15 protein-coding genes and 1 tRNA gene are annotated in these 15,035 nt (G+C 66.8%); 4 read left to right on the forward strand and 12 right to left on the reverse strand.

The window, feature by feature from the left end; translation table 11 throughout:
* Window positions 1-19: 19 nt before the first annotated feature.
* Together ABLE91_RS05450 and ribA are read right to left on the reverse strand one after the other, a co-directional pair.
* On the reverse strand, window positions 20-1,918 hold the full coding sequence (locus tag ABLE91_RS05450) for a CASTOR/POLLUX-related putative ion channel (RefSeq protein WP_348929127.1): 1,899 nt from the start codon (window positions 1,916-1,918) through the stop codon (window positions 20-22).
* Window positions 1,919-2,135: 217 nt separating this feature from the next.
* Window positions 2,136-3,185, reverse strand: a complete 1,050-nt coding sequence (gene ribA, locus ABLE91_RS05455) for a GTP cyclohydrolase II RibA (protein ID WP_510181902.1) — start codon at window positions 3,183-3,185, stop codon at window positions 2,136-2,138.
* A gap of 291 nt (window positions 3,186-3,476) precedes the next feature.
* Between ribA and ABLE91_RS05460 the strand changes: the two genes are divergently transcribed.
* Together ABLE91_RS05460 and ABLE91_RS05465 are read left to right on the forward strand one after the other, a co-directional pair.
* Window positions 3,477-4,181, forward strand: coding sequence for a RibD family protein (locus tag ABLE91_RS05460; RefSeq protein WP_348929131.1), 705 nt, complete (start codon window positions 3,477-3,479; stop codon window positions 4,179-4,181).
* Entirely contained in the window at window positions 4,141-4,692 is a 552-nt protein-coding gene (locus ABLE91_RS05465; RefSeq protein ID WP_348929133.1) for a cytochrome b, read from the forward strand. Before ABLE91_RS05460 ends, ABLE91_RS05465 begins: the two co-directional genes overlap by 41 nt.
* Window positions 4,693-4,699: 7 nt before the next feature.
* On the opposite strand, the gene ABLE91_RS05470 is transcribed toward ABLE91_RS05465, so the two are convergent.
* The 4 genes from ABLE91_RS05470 to ABLE91_RS05485 are packed head-to-tail and all read right to left on the reverse strand — an operon-like array spanning window position 4,700 to window position 7,960.
* On the reverse strand, window positions 4,700-5,533 hold the full coding sequence (locus ABLE91_RS05470) for an SAM-dependent methyltransferase (protein WP_348929135.1): 834 nt from the start codon (window positions 5,531-5,533) through the stop codon (window positions 4,700-4,702).
* Window positions 5,530-6,594 carry a glycosyltransferase family 4 protein gene (locus ABLE91_RS05475; protein ID WP_348929136.1) on the reverse strand — a complete coding sequence of 355 codons (1,065 nt, stop codon included), beginning with the start codon at window positions 6,592-6,594 and terminating at the stop codon, window positions 5,530-5,532. Before ABLE91_RS05475 ends, ABLE91_RS05470 begins: the two co-directional genes overlap by 4 nt.
* On the reverse strand, window positions 6,591-6,989 hold the full coding sequence (locus ABLE91_RS05480; RefSeq protein ID WP_348929138.1) for a 6-pyruvoyl trahydropterin synthase family protein: 399 nt from the start codon (window positions 6,987-6,989) through the stop codon (window positions 6,591-6,593). Before ABLE91_RS05480 ends, ABLE91_RS05475 begins: the two co-directional genes overlap by 4 nt.
* A gap of 23 nt (window positions 6,990-7,012) precedes the next feature.
* A complete protein-coding gene (locus ABLE91_RS05485) occupies window positions 7,013-7,960 on the reverse strand; it encodes a zinc-dependent alcohol dehydrogenase (protein WP_348929140.1) in 948 nt (315 codons plus the stop codon).
* Window positions 7,961-8,116: 156 nt separating this feature from the next.
* On the opposite strand from ABLE91_RS05485, the gene mdoH reads away from it, so the two are divergent.
* Window positions 8,117-9,910 (forward strand): glucans biosynthesis glucosyltransferase MdoH, encoded by a 1,794-nt coding sequence (gene mdoH, locus ABLE91_RS05490; protein WP_348929142.1) that lies wholly within the window; start codon window positions 8,117-8,119, stop codon window positions 9,908-9,910.
* A 215-nt stretch (window positions 9,911-10,125) separates the two neighbouring features.
* Here the strand turns inward: mdoH and ABLE91_RS05495 are convergent, their stop codons facing one another.
* On the reverse strand, window positions 10,126-11,616 hold the full coding sequence (locus ABLE91_RS05495; RefSeq protein ID WP_348929144.1) for a CoA-acylating methylmalonate-semialdehyde dehydrogenase: 1,491 nt from the start codon (window positions 11,614-11,616) through the stop codon (window positions 10,126-10,128).
* A gap of 228 nt (window positions 11,617-11,844) precedes the next feature.
* Between ABLE91_RS05495 and ABLE91_RS05500 the strand changes: the two genes are divergently transcribed.
* On the forward strand, window positions 11,845-12,729 hold the full coding sequence (locus tag ABLE91_RS05500; protein ID WP_348929146.1) for a LysR family transcriptional regulator: 885 nt from the start codon (window positions 11,845-11,847) through the stop codon (window positions 12,727-12,729).
* A gap of 322 nt (window positions 12,730-13,051) precedes the next feature.
* On the opposite strand, the gene ABLE91_RS05505 is transcribed toward ABLE91_RS05500, so the two are convergent.
* From ABLE91_RS05505 to ABLE91_RS05525, 5 genes are all read right to left on the reverse strand, one after another.
* Window positions 13,052-13,126: transfer RNA gene (locus tag ABLE91_RS05505), tRNA-Thr, on the reverse strand.
* A gap of 93 nt (window positions 13,127-13,219) precedes the next feature.
* Entirely contained in the window at window positions 13,220-14,131 is a 912-nt protein-coding gene (locus tag ABLE91_RS05510) for a tyrosine-type recombinase/integrase (RefSeq protein ID WP_348929147.1), read from the reverse strand.
* Window positions 14,132-14,151: 20 nt separating this feature from the next.
* On the reverse strand, window positions 14,152-14,469 hold the full coding sequence (locus tag ABLE91_RS05515) for a helix-turn-helix domain-containing protein (RefSeq protein ID WP_348929150.1): 318 nt from the start codon (window positions 14,467-14,469) through the stop codon (window positions 14,152-14,154).
* Between the two features lie 3 nt (window positions 14,470-14,472).
* On the reverse strand, window positions 14,473-14,616 hold the full coding sequence (locus ABLE91_RS05520; RefSeq protein WP_348929152.1) for a hypothetical protein: 144 nt from the start codon (window positions 14,614-14,616) through the stop codon (window positions 14,473-14,475).
* A gap of 170 nt (window positions 14,617-14,786) precedes the next feature.
* Window positions 14,787-15,032 carry a hypothetical protein gene (locus ABLE91_RS05525; protein WP_348929154.1) on the reverse strand — a complete coding sequence of 82 codons (246 nt, stop codon included), beginning with the start codon at window positions 15,030-15,032 and terminating at the stop codon, window positions 14,787-14,789.
* Window positions 15,033-15,035: the final 3 nt, after the last annotated feature.

Consider the following 15,035-nt stretch of genomic DNA (forward strand, 5'->3'; position numbering starts at 1 on the left):
TATCGCAGCGTCCGGATCGTCAAGCGTGCGCCAGCACCACGATCCGGTCATTCTCCTCAAAGACCACCGAGGCGGCCTTGTCGGGATTGATGATCACGCCGCCCAAGCGGCGCGCGGACGCTTCGCCGGCGCGCTGGCGCCGATAGCCGAGGGCGATATGCCCGGCACGGCGCGCGGATTCCGTCACCGTCGCAAAGTTGACCGGCTTTCCCAGCGCGATGTAGTCGGAGGCGGGGTGGAGGCAGATTTCCGAGCCCTGCTCATCGAGCAGATCCTCGAAGATGGCGGACATATATTCGTTCTCGGCCGCCTGCGTCAGCATCAAACTGACGAGCTTGTTGCTGACGACAAAATCATCAGCGCGGCTGACTTCGGCCAGTTCGCGGTTGCGTACGTCGATCATCTCGCTCACGACGCTGATGTGCTTTCCGGTGGCTTCCGAAATCTTGCGCAGGTGCAGCAGGGTGACGAGGGTTTTGGTGTCAGCCGGTTGCGCCGCCAGATCTTCCGTGTAGCCAAGCACCAAAACGTGGTCGTAGGAGGTGATGTCCAGGCGCTCCAGCGAGGCGCGATGGCTTGTGTCGATCTCGGCGAATTCGATCGCGAGGTTCGGACCGTGGGCGATGGAGCCGACCTTCTCGCTGAGATCGCCCACGTCGGCGATGATGGTGAGTTGCGATCCCGGCGGCACATAATGCGAGAGTTCGGAGGCGATGATCGGCGCACGACGGTTCCAGCCGAGCATCAGCGTTCGTTCCGGCGCCCGCGACCGGGGGGCCGGTTTCCGCAAAGCGGAGCCGTTCACCGGCGCGCCGGGCCGTGTGATTGCGATCTTGTCATCGTCCTCGGCGATCAGCACCAGCTTCTCGCCCGCTCGGAGCGGGCGGTTCATGTCGGGATTGAGCTCGACGAGGCGGGATGATGCGGCGATGCCGATCGGCACGCATGCACCGAATGCCATGAGGATCTCGCCGAACGGGCGGCCGACGAGGTCAGGCTGCTCGGTCGCATAGATTTCGCAGCCGTCGAAATCGAGCAGTTCGGTATAGACCGCGCTGAGGCCTGACTGGCGGCTCGACTGCACCATGATGCGGGCGATCAGGTCGTCGGCCAGGACCAGCTGGAGTTCGTCGCCGCCGACCACCTGCGCCAGCTCCGCATTCTTCATGTCGCGGATTTCGGCGGCGATCTGATAGCTGGCCTCGCGCCGATCCGGTGCGTTGACCAGCGCCAGAACGGTCTTGATCACCTGGGAGTCTGGATCGTCCCCCTCGGGCGAGAGGATCACCACGGAACGGGACGTCTGCGGGTTGACGAGGGAGAGGTCGTAGAGGTCGGTGGGATCCCCCGAGCGGCAGATGATGCGGGTGTTGTGAAGCTCCGCCACCTTGTCGGCGATCTCGTCTTCCATCTCCACCTTGTCGCGATGGGCCATGATGACGATGCGCGGCCGGCGGCGGCTCTCATTGGCCACCACCAGTTCGGAGATGACATCGAAGATGGACGGCGACCAGTTCAGGATGACGGTGTGGTCCTTTTCAAGGACCTGGCTGCGGCCTTTGCGCAGGTCATCGAGCTTTGCCTCCATGCCGGAGCTTAGGACGCCGATCAAAGCGGACACCACGAAGATGCCCGCCAGCGTCACTAGGAGCATGACGATACGGTAGGCCCAGCCGCTATCGGCACCCATGGTGCCGGCGTCGAGGGTGCGCATGAGCGCTTCCCAGGTCGCCTCCACGAAATCGAGTGGCTCGGCATCATCAGGAGCAATGCCGGCCGCCGCCAGAAACAGTCCCGCAACGACAATGGTTATGAGGGAAATCAGCCCGAGCCAGCCGATCAGGGCGATCGGGCCCGCGGCCATGGTCTTGTCGAACTCGTATTTCAGCCGCTGCTGCCAGCCCACGGATTTCATCATGTCATCGGCGCCAGCGGCGCTCCCCCCGGTATTACGATAACATTCATGTATCCATAGTTCTTATCCGTCTCATGACCGATTCACCTCACGGAAGGCCGGTCCTGGGGTATGCCGGCCTTTATCTTCCGCGTGATCTCCGTGCCCGCTCGCGCGCCATCATCCCGACTCCCGCAAGCGGGAGTGGGGATGCGTTTCACAGAGACGAGGGGGAGAAGCTTCAGTCCGAGGCGCGGGCGGCCAGGGCTTCGAAGTCGATATGATGGCCGGCGCGGTCACGCTTGGAGGCGAGGTAGCGCACGTTTTCCTGGGTGGGCCGGCCGAGCACGCGCTGCTCGGCCGCCACATCCAGCCCCGCCGCCTTCAGCGCGGCGATCTTCTGCGGGTTGTTGGTGATGACCTGCACCGAGGCGATGCCGAGCTGCCGCAGCATCTCCGCCGCAAAGTCGAAGCGCCGCTGGTCGAGGCCGAAGCCGAGCACCTCGTCGGCATCATAGGTGTCGAAGCCCTGGGACTGGAGCTTGTAGGCGCGCATCTTGTTGGCGATGCCGTTGCCCCGCCCTTCCTGGTCCAGATAGAGCAGCACCCCGCCCTCGTCCTTCGCCATGCGCTGGACGGTGTCGCGGAGCTGGTCGCCGCAATCGCATTTCAGGCTGCCGAACAGGTCGCCGGTGAGGCAGGCGGAATGCAGGCGCACCGGCACGGGCTTTGAGAAATCCGGCTTGCCGACGATCACCGCCACCTGGTCGCGCAGGCCCTCGCCACCGCGGAAGACCACGAATTCGGTGTCCGGCGCGCCTTCCAGGGGCACCGGCGCGCGGCCGACTATGCGCAGCGCCTTCGCCTGCCGTCCGCGATGGGCGAGGATGTCGTCCGCCTTCACGTGAAGGGCCTCGCCATAGGCCGCATCCTCCGCCACCGGGGCGATCACGGCGGCGGGGAGCACCAGAGCGAGCCGGAGCAATTCGAGTGCCGCAACGTCAAGTGGCTCGCTGCAGGCCACGGGCGCATCGATGCGCGCATCCACCTGCAAGGCGAGCGTCTCCACCCGCTCGGGATCGATGCCGGGAAGGGCAATGCTGCCGGGCGAGGTGCGGGCAGTGCCGAGGCGGGACAGGCGCTGGGCAGGCAAGGCAAGGCGCGCGCGCAAAGGAGAGGCGGCCGCAAGGGCGGCGGCCGCCTCCGCGTCCAGCGCTTCAGCGCCGAGGACGAGGGCGCGCTCGCCGTCCGTTTCCAGCAAGATCGGGCGTCCGGACCGAAGTTCGGCCATGGCGCGCTCCACTGCCGTGTGGCCTGCGCGCTCTTCGGGTCCTAAAGTCGGGGGAACGGGTGGCCGCTCAGGGGACATGCAAACCTCACAGACGCTCGGTACTTGTGCGGTGCCGATGATTTGTTCAAGCCCCGCAGCTTTCGAAATGCCATTTCATCGAAGCGGACCCACACTCTATCTCAACCGTTAAACCGGCCTGTGCGTTCCCGATACAGCGCGCAGGCGGATGAGGCCAAGGCCAAGTGCATGCAGGACTATGACCCATTTTCCACCGCAGGTGCAGGCTCCAGCTTGGCTGATCGCTCTCTCGTGATCGGACAGCTCGGCCAGTCCCTTGACGGGCGGGTCGCAACCTTGTCCGGGGAATCGAAATATATCAGCGGGGCGTGCGCGCTCGACCACCTGCACCGTCTGCGTGCGGCAGCGGACGCCGTCATCGTGGGCATCGGCACCGTGCTGGCGGACGATCCGCTTCTGAACGTGCGGCGTGTGCCGGGCCGTAATCCCGCGCGGGTCATCATCGATCCCTCGGGCCGGCTCGACCATTCGGCGCGGTGCCTGGGGGATGACGGCACGCGCCGGATCGTGCTGCGGCGCGCGGGTGCTGTCGGGACCTTGCCGCCGGGTGTCGAGGCCATGGCGGTGGCTGCCGATACGGAAGGTCGCCTGCCGCCGGCTTCCATTCTTGCCGCCCTGCGCGCGGCGGGCCTCCGGCGCGTGCTGGTGGAAGGCGGGCCGGCGACCCTCGCGTCCTTCCTTGACGCAAGGGCAATCGACCGGCTCCATATTCTCGTCTCGCCGGTGATCCTCGGATCCGGCCGCACGGGCCTTGATCTTCGGCCCATTGGCGGCCTCAAGGATGCCTTGCGCCCCGCGAGCCGGGTGACAGTGTTCCCGGACGGCGACGTCCTGTTCGACTGCGACATGCGCCAGGCGGCGCTAGAGGAGAACGGTCATGGAGAGCGCACTGATCACGCCGTATTCGCGCCCGGCTAGGTGGATTCACTGGATTACCGCCGCTCTGGTGCTGTTGGTGATCCCGTTCGGCCTCATCATGATGCGCCTTCCCTCCGGGCCGGCGCAGGACCAGCTTTTCGACCTGCATCGCTCCATCGGCTTCACCATTCTTTGCCTCGCCGTTTTGCGGGTCTTCGTGCGCATCATCAACGGCGCCCCGCCGGCGGCTGCCGCCTTGCCGGCGTGGCAGCGCGTGGTCTCGCAGGTGGTGCATTATCTGCTCTATGTGCTGATCTTCGTCATGCCCCTGCTGGGCTGGGCGACATCCTCGGCCTTCGGAGCGCCGGTGAGCGTCTTCGGCCTGTTCACGCTCCCTGATCTGGTGGCGAAGAACGAGCCTTTGTCGGACGCCCTCGGCGCAGCGCACACCTATCTCGGCTATGCCATGACCGTGCTGGTGCTGATCCATATCGGCGCCGCGGTGTTTCATGGCGTGATCCAGCGCGACGGCGTGCTGTCGCGCATGATCCCGGCGCTCAGCCGGCGCTAGAAGGGCATCAGCGCCACGCGAGAAGGTCGGTGTGGCCGATCTCGCAGCTGGCGCTCCTGCGCGCTTCGGCCCAGGCGGCGGCTTCGGTGGCGGCGATGCGGCCCGTTTCCACGGCCGCAGCCGCCGTGCCTTCGGCCAGGGCCCGGACGAGCCCGCCATCTTCCGGTCCCAGGCGCCAGGGGCTGTCGGCGCGTTCCACCGCGTAGTCGTGGCTGCGGAAGGCGCGCTCCAGATGGTCCGAGGCGGCGTTGCCCAGAGCGGGGCCGAAGCCCTTGTCCTTTCCCTGGTCAGCCGCGAAGGCGGCGGCGATGGCCGCATCGCCCGCATGGGGCGGCGCCCACATATCCCGGCCGTTGCAGGTGAGGACGGTGAGGAAGGCCGCGTTGAGGTGCGCCACCTCTGCCGCGAAGGCGTCGATGAAAGGCGCCGAGACGAGGTCGAAGAAGGCCGAGGCGGTGACGAGATGGGGCCGTGGCCGGCCGATCTCGGCCAGGGACCGCGCAAGGTCCGCCACGGTGAAATCAACAGTGATTCGCCGGCTATCCTTGGTGAGCAGAAGCGCGTCGTCCTGCGTCTCGCAGCCATCGGCCCAGGCGGCGAGGGCGCGCCGGGCCTGTGCGAGGAGGGCGGGCTCATAATCCAGCAGGTGCCAGTGCTGGTGCGGGCCGAAATAGGGCGCGCTGGCCCGGAGGTTGGCGCCGGTCCCGGCGCCGAGGTCCACGATCCTCAGGGGATCGTGCCCGGCGAGCTGGTGCACAGCCGCCTCCGCCAATGCGGCATTCCGGGCGCGGGCGTCGGCCGGCTCGCGCAAGGCGAGCCATTCGGCGGAAAAGCCGCTCATCTGGCGGCGCTCTGGCGGGCGGCGACGGCTCTGAGCACCTCGGCGATGGTCCCCGCGGTCTCGTCCCAGGTCGGGAAAAGCTGCCCCGCTTCAAAGGCGTAATCTGCGAGGCGCCGGCGGCCGATGGGGTCGGACAAGAGGGCGCGTAATGCGGCAGCCAGGGCCGGGGCATCGCCCGGCGGCACTTTCAGGCCGGCGCCATCAGGCACGGTGTCGTCCGCGGCGCCGCCGGTGGTGCAGACCAGCGGCAGCCCGCGCCGCAGGGCCTCCGCCAGCACCATGCCATAGCCCTCGTAGAGCGAGGGATGGACGAAGATGTCGCTCGCCTCATAGGCACGGGCGAGCTGGTCGGCGGCGAGGGCACCGGTCAGCTTCACCCGCGCGTCCAAGCCGGCGGCGACGATGGCCGCGCGCAACGCGCTCGCCTCCGTGGGGTCGAAATCCAGGCTGCCGACGATGGTCAGCGTCCAGGGGAATTCCTTCACTGCCGCAAGCGCTTCCATGAGGATGCCGTAGCCCTTGCGGGGGATGACGGACCCCACGGCCAAAAGGCGCGGCGGGTCGCCATCCGCCGCCGCCCGGGCGACCGGCTCCGTGCCGGGCTCGGCGACGGTGAGGCGGAGGGCCGGCACGCCATATTCGGCGTCAAGGGTGAGGGCGGTGGGGCCGCTGGTGACGACCACGGCGGAACAGATTGAGAGCGCAGACTTCTCGCTCTCGAACAGCCGCGCACGGGCGCTCTCCGCCAAGCCCTCTTCCAGCGCCAGCGGATGATGGACCAGCCCCACCAGCCGGCCGGAAAGGGGCTCCAAGCGGTCGGAGGGAATGGCGCCGAGGGCAAGGCCGTCCACCAGGAGGACGCTGGACGGGTCCGAGTCTACAAGAGCCTTAACAGCGCCCTCGATTGCGTCGTCGGTCGGGAAAGGAAAGCCGGCCGGCAGGGGCAGGGGTGCGGCGTCCACCCCATGGGCGGGCAGATGCGCCAGCACCTGCCGGTCATAGGCATAGCCGCCGGTGGGGGTGGAGAGCGCCCCGGGAAAGGCGAGCAGGGCCTTGATCATTCAGGGATATCGCCTTCGTACCAGGCGCGGGCCACATGGGATTCATGCAGCGTCACCCGCAGCCGGGTCGGGGCATCCGGGCCGAGGTTCCCCCCTTGGACGGCATCGGCGAAGCGGTCGAAGATATGCCGGCAAAGGACTTCGGTTGAGGTGTTCCGGCCGGCGAATTCGGGCAGCTCGTCCAGGTTCCGGTAGGCGAGGGGGGCGAGGATCGCCTTCAGCACCTCGTGCGCCCAGCCCATGTCCACCACGACGCCGTCGGCCGTGAGGCCCGGGCTGAACAGGGCGACATCCACAATAAACGTGGCGCCGTGGAGCGCTTGCGCGGGCCCGAACAGCGCGCCCTTGAAGCTGTGGGCGATCATGATGTGATCGCGCACTTCGACCGCGTACATTTTCGACCCCCTCGGGTGGATTTTCAGGATGGATAGCGCACTACGGTCGCGACGTCTGCCGCCCCGCCATCCAGGATGCCGCCGAGCGCAGCCGGGAGGTCGGCGAAGGCCACTTCGCCCGTGATCAGAGCGTCGAGCCGGTCGTCGCGCAGCAGGTCCAGCGCCTTGGCGAGGCGGCGGCGGTGGGTCCAGCGCGGGCGGCGCGCGGGGGGCAGGGCGCCCACCTGGGAGGAGATGAGCCGCAGCCGCTTGCAGTGGAAGGGGCCGCCAAGGCCCACTGTCACCGCCTCATCGCCATACCAGCTTACTTCCACGAGGCTCGCCTCGGTGCCACAGCAGGCGAGGGCGGCTTCCAGGCCCTCAGAGGTGGCACTGGTGTGGAACACCACGTCCGCCTCCGCGATCCGGCCGGGGCAGGCCATGAAGCGGGCACCGAAGGACTCCACCAAGGGGCCTCGGGTGGGGTTTGGGTCGAGCGCGGTCACGTCCGCCCCCGGCAGCCGCGCGGCGAGATAGGTGATGAGAAGGCCGATGAGCCCCGCGCCCACCACAGCGATGCGGTCGCCGGCGCCGGCGCCGGAATCCCACAGGGCGTTGAGCGCCGTCTCCATATTGGCCGCGAGCGTCGCGCGCCGGGCGGGCACGCCCTCCGGCACCAACATGGCCATGCTCGCGGGCACGATGAAATGGTCCTGGTGCGGGTGCAGGGCGAACACGTCGCGGCCGGTGAGGGCGTCGTCTCCGGCAACCACCCGGCCGACGCTGCAATAGCCGTATTTCACGGGAAACGGGAAATCGCCCACCTGCATGGGCGAGCGCATGCGCTCGCGATGGGTGGGATCGGTGAGGCCGGCATAGATGAGGCGCTCCGTGCCCCGGCTGATGGCGCTCCAGGAGGTGCGCACCAGCAGTTCGCCCGTCTTGGGCGCGCAGAGCGGCTCGGCCTCCAGCCGCGCGGTGCGGGGCGCCACGTACCAGAGCGCCCGGGCCGACGCGGTTTCGGCATCCTCGGAAGCTCTGGAGTGTCGTTTTGCCACAGCGGCCATGTTCATAGGTCCCGACCTCGTGATTGCGGCTTCACCGCCCGCCTGACTTAACGTTCTGTCCGCGCGCCCGCCGGAGCTTCCATGACCCTTCGCATCGATCCCGTCACCCTGGCATCCGGTATCCACGGCTCGAGCGCGGAGGCTGCGCGGCTGATGCGTCGGCGGCGCCTGATGCTGGGCCTCAATCTCATCACCCTCGCCGCCGTGGCGACTGTCGCTGCGATCATCGCGTCGGCGGGCGGGTGGACGGTGGCCAGTATCATCCTCTTCCTTTGCGTCGTTGCTGTAACGCCCTGGAATGCAATTGGTTTCTGGAACTCGCTGGTGGGCCTCATCCTGCTGCACGGCACCCGTTCCGGCCCCGCCGCCGCCGCGCCTTTCCTCGGCGCAGGAGAGGGCGATGCGCCGATCCTGGTACGTACCGCCATTCTTATGACCCTGCGCAACGAAGATCCCGATCGTGCCATTTCACGTCTTCGTGCAGTGAAGGCCCAGCTTGACCGCATGCCCTCCGCCGGCCTGTTCGATTACTTCCTTCTCAGCGACACCTCGCGGCCCGAGGTCGCAGCGGCCGAAGAGGCGGCGGTGGCCCGCTGGCGGGCGGAGGAGGGCACGCGCGGCATCCATTACCGCCGCCGTTCCGACAATGCAGGGTTCAAGGCCGGCAATGTCCGCGACTTCTGCCTGCATTGGGGCAGCCATTACGAACTGATGCTGCCGCTGGATGCGGACAGCCTCATGGGGGCCTCCACCATCCTGCGCATGGTGCGCATCATGCAGGCGCAGCCGCGCATCGGCATCCTGCAGAGCCTGGTGGTGGGGCTTCCCAGCGCCAGCGGGTTCGCCCGGCTGTTCCAGTTCGGCATGCGCGCGGGCATGCGCTGCTACACCTTGGGCGCCACGTGGTGGGCGGGCGATTGCGGGCCGTTCTGGGGCCATAACGCGCTCGTGCGCATCACCCCCTTCCGCGACCAGTGCGACCTGCCTCTCCTGCCGGGAACGCCGCCCATGGGCGGGCACATCCTCTCCCACGATCAGGTGGAGGCGGTGCTGATGCGTCGCGCCGGCTATGAGGTGCGGGTGCTGCCGGTGGAGAGCGAGAGCTATGAGGAGAACCCGCCCACGCTGCCGGACTTCCTCACCCGCGACGCGCGCTGGTGCCTCGGCAATCTGCAATATCTGAAGCTGCTGGGCCTGCCCGGCCTGCGGCCCATGGGGCGCTTCCAGCTCATCTGGGCGATCCTCATGTTCCTCACCGTGCCGGCGGTGCCTCTGGCGCTGCTGGTCCTGCCCTTCGCCGCGCCCTCCGTTCCGGCGGAGATGGCGCCGCTGGCGGCGGGGCTCTATCTCGCGCTGCTGGGGCTCTGCCTGTTCCCGAAGCTCGCCGGCTTTATCGATGTGGCGCTGACGCCCGGCATGGCGGCGCGCTATGGCGGGCGGGCGCGCTTCGCCCTCTCGGCTGTGATGGAACTGGCCTTCTCCTTCCTGCTCAGCGCCATCAGCGCGCTGTCCACCACGGGGGTGCTCGCGCGCCTTCTCGTGGGGCGCGTGCGCGGCTCGTGGGGAGGGCAGGCGCGTGACGCCCATGCGGTGTCCTGGGGCGTGGCGGCGCGGGCGCTGGCGGTGCCCACCGCCTACGGGCTGTTCGTGGCGGGCGCGTTGCTCGCCATGGCGCCGGGATTGCTCTGGTGGGTGATGCCTTTGGTGGCGGGATGCTGGCTCGCCATTCCCTTCGCGGTGCTGACCGCGGATCCCCGGCTCGGCGCGTTCCTGGCGCGCCACAGGTTGTGCGCGCTGCCGGAGGAGCGGGACGTGCCGGACGTGGTGCGGCTGTTGTCCGGGGCGCCGGCACCGGAGTTGGAGCGGGCTGCGTAGGCGGCGCCGCCGAACTTCGCATCTCCCAGTGTGCGGCGACACTGGCGAGTACGGAAATACGGGCCTATCGGGCGGGCCTGCAGATTTTGACGACCGCGTAAGTCTTCTTCATGCTGGCCGCGGCGTCGGCCCCGGTTATCAGCACCGTCGTCCTTCGGCCTCCCTCCCCCGCAAGCGGGAGAGGGAGTCTTAATCAGGGGGAGGGAGCCCTCACCTCACCGCAGAACGGGCATGACGAATTCCGCGCCCGTGCGCACGCCCGAGGGCCAGCGCGCGGTGGTGGTCTTCACCCTGGTGTAGAAGCCGACGCCTTCGAGGCCGTAGACATTGCGGTCACCGAAGATGGACCGCTTCCAGCCGCCGAAGGAGTGGTAGGCGATGGGAACCGGGATCGGCACGTTGATGCCCACCATGCCGGCCACCACGCCATAATCGAAGGCGCGGGCCGCCCCGCCGTCATTGGTGAAGATGGCGGCGCCGTTGCCGTATTCGTGCTCGTTCACCAGGGCCAGGGCCTCGTCGAACGTGTCGGTGCGCACCACCGAGAGCACCGGGCCGAAGATCTCTTCTTTGTAGATCTTCATGTCCGGCGTCACGTTGTCGAACAGGCAGCCGCCGATGAAATAGCCGTCCTCATGGCCCTGAAGCTTCAGCCCGCGGCCGTCCACCACCAGATCCGCGCCCTCGGCAATGCCGGCTTCCACGTAGCCCGTGACCTTGGCGAGGTGCTCCTTGGTGACCAGGGGGCCCATCTCGCTCTCGGGGTCGAGGCCGGGGCCGACCTTCAGCGCCTGGACGCGGGGAACCAGCTTCTCCATGAGCGCATCGCCGATGCCGCCCACCGCCACCGCCACGGAGACCGCCATGCAGCGCTCGCCGGCCGAGCCATAGCCGGCGCCCATGAGGGCATCCACGGTCTTGTCGAGGTCGGCGTCGGGCATCACCACCAGATGGTTCTTGGCGCCGCAGAGCGCCTGGGCGCGCTTCCCGTGGGCGGTGGCCGTGCGGTAGACATATTCGCCCACCACAGTCGAGCCGACGAAGCTCACCGCCGCCACCTTGGGATGAGTGAGGAGGGCGTCCACCGCCTCCTTGGCGCCGTTCACCACATTGAACACGCCGGCGGGCAGGCCGGCCTCGGCCAGAAGCTCGGCGAGGCGCAGGCCGCAGGAGGGGTCCTTCTCCGAGGGCTTCAGCACGAAGGTGTTGCCGCACGCCAGCGCCACCGGGAACATCCACAGCGGCACCATTGCGGGGAAGTTGAACGGCGTGATGCCGGCGCATACGCCCACCGGGTGGCGCATGGAGAAGGTGTCGATGCCCCGGCCCACCTGGTCGGAGAACTCGCCCTTCAGAAGGTGCGGGATGCCGCAGGCGAACTCCACCACCTCGATGCCGCGCGCCAGCTCGCCCTTGGCGTCATCGAAAGTCTTGCCGTGCTCGCGGGTGATGATGGTCGCGAGTTCGTCCATGTGCTTTTCAAGCAGGTCCTTGAACTTGAACATCACGCGGGCGCGGGCCGGGGCCGGCAGGGCGGCCCAGGCCGGGAACGCCTTGGCGGCGGCGGACACCGCCCCGTCCACAAGAGCGGCATCGGCGAGGCCGAGATCGGCGATCTGCTCGCCGGTGGCCGGATTGAAGGTGGGGACGGTGCGCGCGCCGGCGCCCACGGGCTTGCCGGCGATGAAATGGCCGATGGTCTGCATGATGCGTTCTCCCTGGAGGGAACCCTTGCGGCGGACGGGTGAGGGAGACGAACCACGTCAGGGCAGATCCTCGCCCCTCACCCCGGCCTCCCCCCGAGGAGAAGGCCGTTCCCGTCATCCAGGCGCGTGCCTGGAACCGCAAAGATCTCGGGATGCACCAAAGCTGTGGAAAGTTCGCGGATCAACGCCTAACAAGGCGCAGTCATTCCGCGAAAACAGGCTTAACCTGTGAATTGGGACCATGCCCGCATCTTCCTCGCCGTCGCCCGCGCCGGGCAGATCCTCTCAGCGGCGGTGCGGCTCGGCCTCGATCACGCCACCGTCACGCGGCGGCTAAACGCGCTGGAGGCGGGCCTCGGCGCCAAGGTGTTCGAGCGCCGGCCCACGGGCTGCACGCTCACCGCCGTGGGCGAGCGCCTTTTACCCATCGCCGAGCGGGTGGAGAGCGAGATGCTCCAGGCGCAGGCGCTGCTGGGCGGGGCGGACCTCAAGCTGGAGGGCACGGTGCGCATCGGCGCGCCCGATGCCTTCGGCACCTATTTCCTCAGCCCCCGCCTCGCGCGCTTCTCCGAGCAGCATCCGGACCTGCTGCTCCAGTTGGTGCCGCTGCCGCGCACCTTCTCGCTCTCCAAGCGCGAGGCGGACATCGCCATCATCCTGGAGCGGCCGCAGGAGGGGCGGCTCATCGGGCGCAAGCTCACGGACTATTCGCTCAGCGTCTATGCCTCACGGGCCTATCTGGCGCGCACGGGGCCGGTGCATGGACGGGAGGACCTGAAGGACCGCACCCTCATCACCTATGTGCAGGACCTCGCCTACAGCCCTGGCCTCGACTACATGGACGCGCTCTCGGACGTGGCGGGGCGGCGCTTCGAATGCGCCAGCGCGGTAGGGCAGCTGGAGGCGGTGAAGGCGGGGGCCGGCATTGCCATCCTCCACGATTATGCCGCCGCCGCGCATTCCGACCTCGTGCGCATCCTGCCCGAGACACGGTTCCAACGGACCTATTGGCTGGTGATGCACGCGGACATGCGCGACCTCGGCCGCATCGCCGAGACCGACCGTTTCATCGCGGATGAGGTGCGCGCCTGTCGGGCGCAGTTTACGGGATAGGGGAGTTCAAGGGCCGCTTCGGGGCAATCCCGGAGGAAGGGCTGAGCGGCGCGGGGGGGTGCCGCTCAGCCCTTTACCCATCGGCGGGGCGGTGCCTCCGGGCAGGTTTGATCATCGCCGGATTCGTTTCTGAAGAAAGGGCGCAAAGGTTGGAGCAAAAGGGTTCGAAAGCAGTGAATTCCATTCGCCCAAAAGTGGTACGTACGGGAGTAGTATTATTTCAGGTGGAAAGTTTAATATTTCAATGAGATATGCGAAGCGCCCGCCAACTCTTTGGCCGCAGACGGATTTAGCGTGCGGGCTGGCGGCTGAGCTCGGGAAATGGTGCCGGTTGAGGGGATTGAACCCCCGACCTTCGGTTTACAAAACCGCTGCTCTACCGCTGAGCTAAACCGGCGCTACCATCAAAATCATTCGACTTATCATATACTTACTTACTGTCCGGCACACGTAAAACCGATTGTCTTGTGCCGTATTTTGTGCCGTCCGCTTATCTCCTCTCTTCACCTGTCAGCCGCCCTTCGTCAACCCCTCCGCGCTTCGCGCGCTCGGCTTCCTCGGGCGTTAAAAATTCCAGATACATCTCCGTCGTCTTCACCGAAGAATGGCGCAGATGCTCCTTTAGCGCATAAATGCTGCCTCCGTCGCGGAGGTATTCAACGGCATAGACATGCCGCATGTCGTGGAAGCGAAACCCCCGGAACGGACGCCTCTCTTTCTGTGCCGCCTTCTGTGCCGCCCGCCTCGCACGGGAATAGACGAAAGCCGCCTGCGAAATTGGCTTGCCGTCGTGGTGGAAGATCCGCGAGCACGTCATGGATGCCGGCTGGCGGCTGAATATTTCGACGGCCTCCGATGACAGGCTGATCGCCCGCTGCTTATTTCCCTTCCCTCGGATAAGAATGCTCGCGCGGGCGGCGTTGAAGTTCTTCCGCTCTGCCGTCGCGAGTTCATCCTGCCGCATTCCGGTCGCGCGGGCCGCGCGCAGCATCTCGCCATAGACGGGCGCGAGGCGTGACAGGACAAAAAGATAATCGTCCTCGTCCGGCAACATGATTGGGTCGCGCCTCTCTTTCAGGCGGCGCATCTTATCCAAGGCGGGGTTGCCCTCGCGCCAGTTTTCATCCTCGCAGAAATCCAGCAGCGAAGAAATCGCCTGCAAGTCGCGTCGGATGGTGGCGTTTGTGATGCCTTCGTTCCTGCGCGCGGACACGAAGCGATTGATGCTTTCCTTGTCCAGATCTGCGATGGGGAGCGTGTTGAATGTGCGGCCTGCGATAGATAGGGAATCCGCGTACCGCTTCGCCGTCCGGGGCGCCACTTGCTGTTTGATATAATCTGCCCAGGCTGTGACCGCATCGACCCACAACAGATCGTGCTCGCGGAACCGCGCGCGCCCCACAGCCTTGTCGCGAAGCTCCTTTACACGCCGCGACGCAACTGCTGGAGAGCCTGTTCGCAGGCTTTCACGGACTTCTCCACCTTCAACGGAAAACCGCGACCATAGCGTGTCTCCCCGCCAGTAGGTGTGTTTCGGCGCTTTTGGTCGTTCTGGCATTGTGTGCGCTCCCTGATCCAGTTGCGAAGCGCGGCTTCGTCGAAGGTCCATAGGCCGCCGATCTTGCACGCCCCTGGAAGCTCGCCGCGCGCGGCCAAGGCTTGCACGGTCCTCGTCTCAATGCCAAGGATGCCGGCCGCCGCGTGGGCTCGGATACGTTCGAAGGTGACCGTGCGAGCCATGGCCTACCCGCCCCTCTTCTTGAGCGAGAAAGGCCACGAAAGGGCAATGCCAGCGATCACAAGGCAAACCCCAACAACAGAGCGTCCGCTGGCGATCATCCCGCCGCCGGCCGAACAGAGCCCCCATCCTGCGATGATGAATTTCATTGGGGGCTCCCCTTAGGAGTAGAGGGGCGGGAGGCGTCAAAGCCCTTGCGCCAGATGATCTTCATGCCGGACTTGTAGGGCTCGGGGCAGATCCACCAGCCGAACTCGCTTATGCGCCTGAAGGTCCACCACCGGGCCGCACGGATAGCGCTCGTGAGCTTTGCCATGGCCTACCGCTCCTCTTCTAAGGCGCGGAGGCCGGCGGGGGTGATGCGATAGCCGTGGTGGGCGCGCATGAGGCTTTTGCCATATTGAATCACGCCTGCCTCTTTCATCTCCTTCAAATTTGTCCCGCTGGCGCATCGCCCATTGCCAATACGTCCAAATCCATCGGGTAGGAGGCGGGCCGGGATATAGTCGTCGGCTTTTCCAAGCGCGGTCAGCACGAAGCGCCATGAAGGTTTCAGCTTCGCCATGGC

This window comes from Aquabacter albus (genome assembly GCF_040049275.1).
Lineage (GTDB): Bacteria > Pseudomonadota > Alphaproteobacteria > Rhizobiales > Xanthobacteraceae > Aquabacter.